Origin of the sequence: Veillonella sp. CAG:933 (genome assembly GCF_000431435.1) — a bacterium.
Classification (GTDB): Bacteria; Bacillota; Negativicutes; order Veillonellales; family Veillonellaceae; genus Veillonella_A.
Window position 1 is genome coordinate 1 of the sequence record NZ_HF986241.1, and the last position, 1,003, is coordinate 1,003.

Annotated in this window: 1 protein-coding gene; it reads left to right on the top strand. The window is 36.5% G+C overall.

Features of this window, described 5'->3' with window-relative positions:
- On the top strand, nucleotides 1-847 hold an 847-nt coding region (locus tag QZL64_RS12765), incomplete at its 5' end, for a transposase (protein WP_296309668.1).
- Between the last annotated feature and the right edge of the window lie 156 nt (nucleotides 848-1,003).

Sequence of the window (1,003 nt, forward strand, 5' to 3'; positions counted from 1 at the left end):
TCGCAACAGTTACTCTAAAACTGATCATGATGCTACGTTTATGCGACTAAAAGAAGATCATATGTTAAACGGCCAATTAAAACCGGCCTACAATGTTCAACTAGCTGTTCATAGTGAATATATTATGGGCGTTGGCGTATTTCCAAATCCTACAGATACGAACACCTTAATTCCATTTATGCAACAATTAGAAGGACAATACAAACAACACTTTCAATATGTGGTAGCTGATGCCGGTTATGACAGCAACGAAAATCTGGCATGGTTATGGGCTCATGATTACAAAACTTGTATTAAACCAAGTACATATGAATTGAGTAAAACGAAAAAGTATAAGAAAGATATTGGTCGAGCGGATAACATGGTATATGATGAGGCGACCGATACATTTACTTGTGCCAAAGGCCGTACATTACGATTCCAATACATACGCAGAAACAAAAGTAAGACCGGTTTCATTAAGCAAAACCGAGTATACCGGTGTGAAAACTGCAATTATTGTGGCTTACGTAAGGAATGCCAAAAACTTAAGTTCGGAAAACTTCCTAAGGGGAATAAGACGATATATATTGCTACTGATTACCGCGAATTATTAGCCAAAAACAAGGCTGTATTTGATAGTGACTATGGCTTACAACTTCGAGTAAACCGTTCTATTCAGGTGGAAGGTGCTTTTGGCATAACAAAAGAAGATTTTGAATACACCAGGTTCAGGCACCGAGGCAAAGTTAACGTAGAAAAAGATTTATTACTATTAGCTTTTGGATACAATTTACTGAAGCTGCATAACCGAATACAGAAGAAGCGATTAGGTCAACGGTTGTTCGAAACTAATTCTGCTGCGTAATTAAAAGCCAAAAGCTAAAGGCTTATTTAAGTGCGCTAAAAAACAAAAAAACAAGGATATTTTCAGAATTGTTGATTTTGGAAATATCCTTGTTTTAATTGAAAAGGGAGCTGTAACTGAAATGTGAGTTAAAAAACTCAATTTCGTTACAGCCCC